At 30.8% G+C, this 3,722-nt stretch carries 4 protein-coding genes and 1 pseudogene; 3 read left to right on the top strand and 2 right to left on the bottom strand.

The window, feature by feature from the left end:
• The first annotated feature begins 422 nt into the window (after window positions 1–422).
• Window positions 423–707 carry a hypothetical protein gene (locus tag ACVC2P_RS17115; protein ID WP_452599666.1) on the top strand — a complete coding sequence of 95 codons (285 nt, stop codon included), beginning with the start codon at window positions 423–425 and terminating at the stop codon, window positions 705–707.
• Here the strand turns inward: ACVC2P_RS17115 and ACVC2P_RS17110 are convergent.
• Entirely contained in the window at window positions 704–1,423 is a 720-nt protein-coding gene (locus ACVC2P_RS17110) for a polysaccharide deacetylase family protein (RefSeq protein WP_452599665.1), read from the bottom strand. The two genes, ACVC2P_RS17115 and ACVC2P_RS17110, sit on opposite strands and share 4 nt — an antisense overlap.
• A 102-nt stretch (window positions 1,424–1,525) precedes the next feature.
• Here ACVC2P_RS17110 and ACVC2P_RS17105 point away from each other — a divergent pair, with 102 nt between their 5' ends.
• Both ACVC2P_RS17105 and ACVC2P_RS17100 read left to right on the top strand, forming a co-directional pair.
• Entirely contained in the window at window positions 1,526–2,272 is a 747-nt protein-coding gene (locus tag ACVC2P_RS17105) for a glycosyltransferase family 2 protein (RefSeq protein ID WP_452599664.1), read from the top strand.
• Window positions 2,273–3,340 (top strand): glycosyltransferase family 4 protein, encoded by a 1,068-nt coding sequence (locus tag ACVC2P_RS17100; protein ID WP_452599663.1) that lies wholly within the window; start codon window positions 2,273–2,275, stop codon window positions 3,338–3,340.
• Here ACVC2P_RS17100 and ACVC2P_RS17095 read toward each other — a convergent pair.
• Window positions 3,332–3,722: pseudogene (locus ACVC2P_RS17095) on the bottom strand (lipopolysaccharide core biosynthesis protein rfaS); the annotation flags it as partial. The gene ACVC2P_RS17100 and the pseudogene ACVC2P_RS17095 sit on opposite strands and share 9 nt — an antisense overlap.

Raw genomic sequence — 3,722 nt, 5'->3', positions numbered from 1 at the left:
GCCATGGGTTTTAATACTTTTTACTTATTCAATAACCAAATATGGAAACATAAATCGGTTTTGGGACTATTTTCTTTGGTCCTTTACAATACTATTTTCTTTACTTTTAATAATATTGAAAAAAGTTGAATTCAACCAATCTTATATTTATTTCAATAATAAACCATATAAATACGAATCTATAAAGAGTTTTAATTCTTTTGAGATTAATCAAAGCGTTTATTATATTTTCACCACTAATTCAAAAAGTATTTTCAAAAAATATCACATCACACAACTTAAAGGTTTTAGTCTTTTTTCTATTTTTAAAACAATTGTGGGAAACAAGAATCTTTCAAATGAATCTTTTACAGAGTTTATAGCTCTGTTAGACGAAAAATCTAATATCAAGTAATTATTTATCAATACTTTTAAATACAATTATGTCTACTGAATTAAAAAATACTTTTAATCAAGAAAACTGGAATAATTATGCATCATTATTTGAAGATAATTGGTCAAATTCTGAAGAGCAAATTATTCTTTTAAAAGCACTTTCAGGAAACCAAAAAATAAGCATGGTTATTTGGGGGCACTTAGAAAATAATAGTATGTGTTGGATACATACAAAAGTTCCAGCTTTAGATAATTTAAAACCTGTAGATTGTATTAAGAGCGGCAAATTAAAAAATAAGTTAATTAACTGCCTTATGAGTTTTCCTTTCTAAAACCACCCCTTCCCACGCTTCAATTTTTTCTTAAAAGTAGCTAAACTATCTTCGCCTTTAATATCTATACGTTGTACTTCGTAATTATTTTTAAACGGAAATATATTTACACGGTTCCCTATACGTAAGCCATATGCAATTCTATTATTATTTAATGTCTTAAAAAAGGCTAATTGCTCCTCTCCTTTTCTAGGGAATTTACCATACGGATAGGCTAGTGTGTTGTGTATTTCTAGGTTATGCTCTACAATAAATGCTTTACATTTATCGAAATCCTCTTGTATGTCTTCAACAGACATATCACTATAATTACCATGTGCATAAGAATGTAATCCTAGCTCTATAGTTTCAGGAGCTAATGATTGTAACTGCGCAACACTCATAATAGGCTCTGTGCCATCATTCCAGTCATCGGTACCACCAACGTATTGAAATGGAATGTAAAAACTGGCTTTTAGCTCATATTTTTGTAATAAAGGATATGCATATTCAAATTGATTAACATACACGTCATCGAACGTAATAATTACAGCTTTGTCTGGATAATCACTCGGTCCTTTTAAAGCCTGCAAATCTTTAAAATGTAACGTTGTATAGCCGTTATCTTTTAAAAACTTAAATTGTTCTTCCAATTTTTCTATAGAAATTGTAAGCCCTACACTATTGGTAGTAGCTTCACTAACATTGTGATACATTAAAACTGGAAGTTTTGGCATTGTAGAATTATTTATTTTAATAAAATCTTAGTAAATTCATTACTTTTGACACAAATATAATAAGTGTTATTTAATATCCTTAAATAAAACCAACGTCTTTAAATGATAAGTGCCGTAGCCATAACCTACAACGAGGAAATACATATTGAAAGCTATATAAAAAGCCTATCGTTTGCCGATGAGATTATTATTGTGGACTCCTTTAGTACAGACAGAACAGTTGAGCTTGCTAAAAAAAATGGAGCTAAAGTTATACAGCATCCCTTCGAAGATTTTTCGAAACAAAAAAACTATGCTATTTCGCAAGCAACATACGATTGGATTGTTTTTTTCGATTTAGATGAAACTATTCCTAACGTTTTAGCAAACGAAATTGTAGACACTATAAATTCTGAAGACGCGTTAAAAGCATATCGTGTAAAGCGTAATTTTCATTTTATGGGAAAACGAATAAAGTATAGCGGTTTTCAAACTGATGTTTCTGTTCGTTTATTCAATAAAAACTATTGTAAATATAACGGTAAACCTGTTCATGAATCTATAGAAACCAACGAAAAAGTTGGGTTATTAAAACATGCTGCAGATCACCATACGTACAAATCGTTTGATAATTATAACGAGAAATTAAGCCTGTATAGCAAACTGCAAGCCGAAGCTTTATACAAAAAAAATGTACGCCCAAATCTATATCACTTTTTATTTAGACCTTGGTACCGCTTTATGCATCAATACTTTTTAAGGTTGGGTATTTTAGATGGTAAAGAAGGATTTATAATTTGTTATGTCCATGCCTTTTCGGTTTATAAACGCTACATACAACTATGGGCTATGTACAGAAAAATAGATTAGATGCAGAACGTTTTTTTAGAATCTCATAATATAAAGAATCCTAATAACGGATTTGGTCAATTTAATTATCATTTAATTAAAGGATTGTATCGTGCCAATATTCCAGATTTTAAAATGACGTTGCATGCTAAAGATACTAAGCCATTAAAAAAAGAATTTGGTGATTATTTTAAGTATAAAACGTACCGTTCTATTTCTAGACAACCTTTATTTAGAATTAGAACGAAATATGATGTTTGGCATTGCTTAAACCAAAACATAAAAATAGAACCTCATCATAATATTCCGTATGTATTAACAGTACACGATGTTAACTTTATAGCTGAAGTTTCTAGTGATTTAAACCATGAAACCAATAAACGGTTTATTGAAAAGCTGAATAGAAGTAGTGCCATCACCTATATTTCGGAATATGCTAAAGCGTCTACTCATAAATATTTTGATGTACCAAATGTTCCTGAGCATGTTATCTATAATGGTAACCCCATGCGAGTACTTTTGGAAACAGAAACCTACCCTGTAAAACCGAAAACCAATCGTCCGTATTTATTTTTTATTGGGGCTTTAAATGCCCGTAAAAACGTCCATACTTTGGTTGAGATGCTAGAACTATTACCAGATTACGATTTAATTTTAGCTGGACACCACACGAGTAATTATGCAAAAACAACATTAGCTAAAGCAATAGCTAAAACAAAAACGGAACAACGTGTACATATTGTAGGGACTATTAATGCTATTGAAAAACAATACTATTTACAAAACTGTGCTGCTTTTGTATTTCCGTCGTTATTAGAAGGTTTTGGCATTCCGCCAATTGAAGCCATGCGTTTTGGTAAACCTGTGTTTTTATCTAACCTAACGTCGCTTCCAGAAATTGGTGGAGAGTATGCCTTTTATTGGGATAATTTTGACCCAGAATACATGAAAACAGTTTTTGAAAACGGCATGCATACTTACGAAAGCAATAAGGCAAAATATACGGCTGCCTATGTAGAACGTGCTAACAGTTTTAATTGGGATACTGCAGCTTTGGAATATGCGAATGTTTATAGGAGTCTACTGTAAACCAAAAATAGGCTTTACCCAATTTTTAATTCTATACTTATCTAAAATAGCATCGTCTATTTCTACATAAGGCGAATTCACGAAATCTTCAGGGATTTCAATATTATTTTCATCGATAACCAATATATTTTGTGGATTGTAAAAATCGTAATTAACGATATCTGTATTGGTTGTAATTAACTTTTTACGATAGCCTAGTGCTTCAAAAATTCTAAACGATAATCCTATTTGGTCGTTACGCTGTATTTCTACAATAATTTTAGATTTTAAAATCATACGTTCTACTTGCTCAATAGATTGGTGTTCGGTAATAATTTCAACATGTTCAGCATGCATTGGTGTACCATTAAATACTTTAATGTTGTACGTCCACCCTTTAGAC

It is taken from the genome of Pontimicrobium sp. MEBiC01747, assembly GCF_053601635.1.
The sequence above is the reverse complement of the archived record's forward strand: the minus strand, read 5'-3'. Positions and strand labels throughout refer to the sequence as shown.

Coding starts and splice junctions, on each gene's coding strand:
- ACVC2P_RS17110 (WP_452599665.1), bottom strand. CDS start 1,423: ATGCCAAAACTTCCAGTTTTAATGTATCACAATGTTAGTGAAGCTACT.
- ACVC2P_RS17105 (WP_452599664.1), top strand. CDS start 1,526: ATGATAAGTGCCGTAGCCATAACCTACAACGAGGAAATACATATTGAA.
- ACVC2P_RS17115 (WP_452599666.1), top strand. CDS start 423: ATGTCTACTGAATTAAAAAATACTTTTAATCAAGAAAACTGGAATAAT.
- ACVC2P_RS17100 (WP_452599663.1), top strand. CDS start 2,273: ATGCAGAACGTTTTTTTAGAATCTCATAATATAAAGAATCCTAATAAC.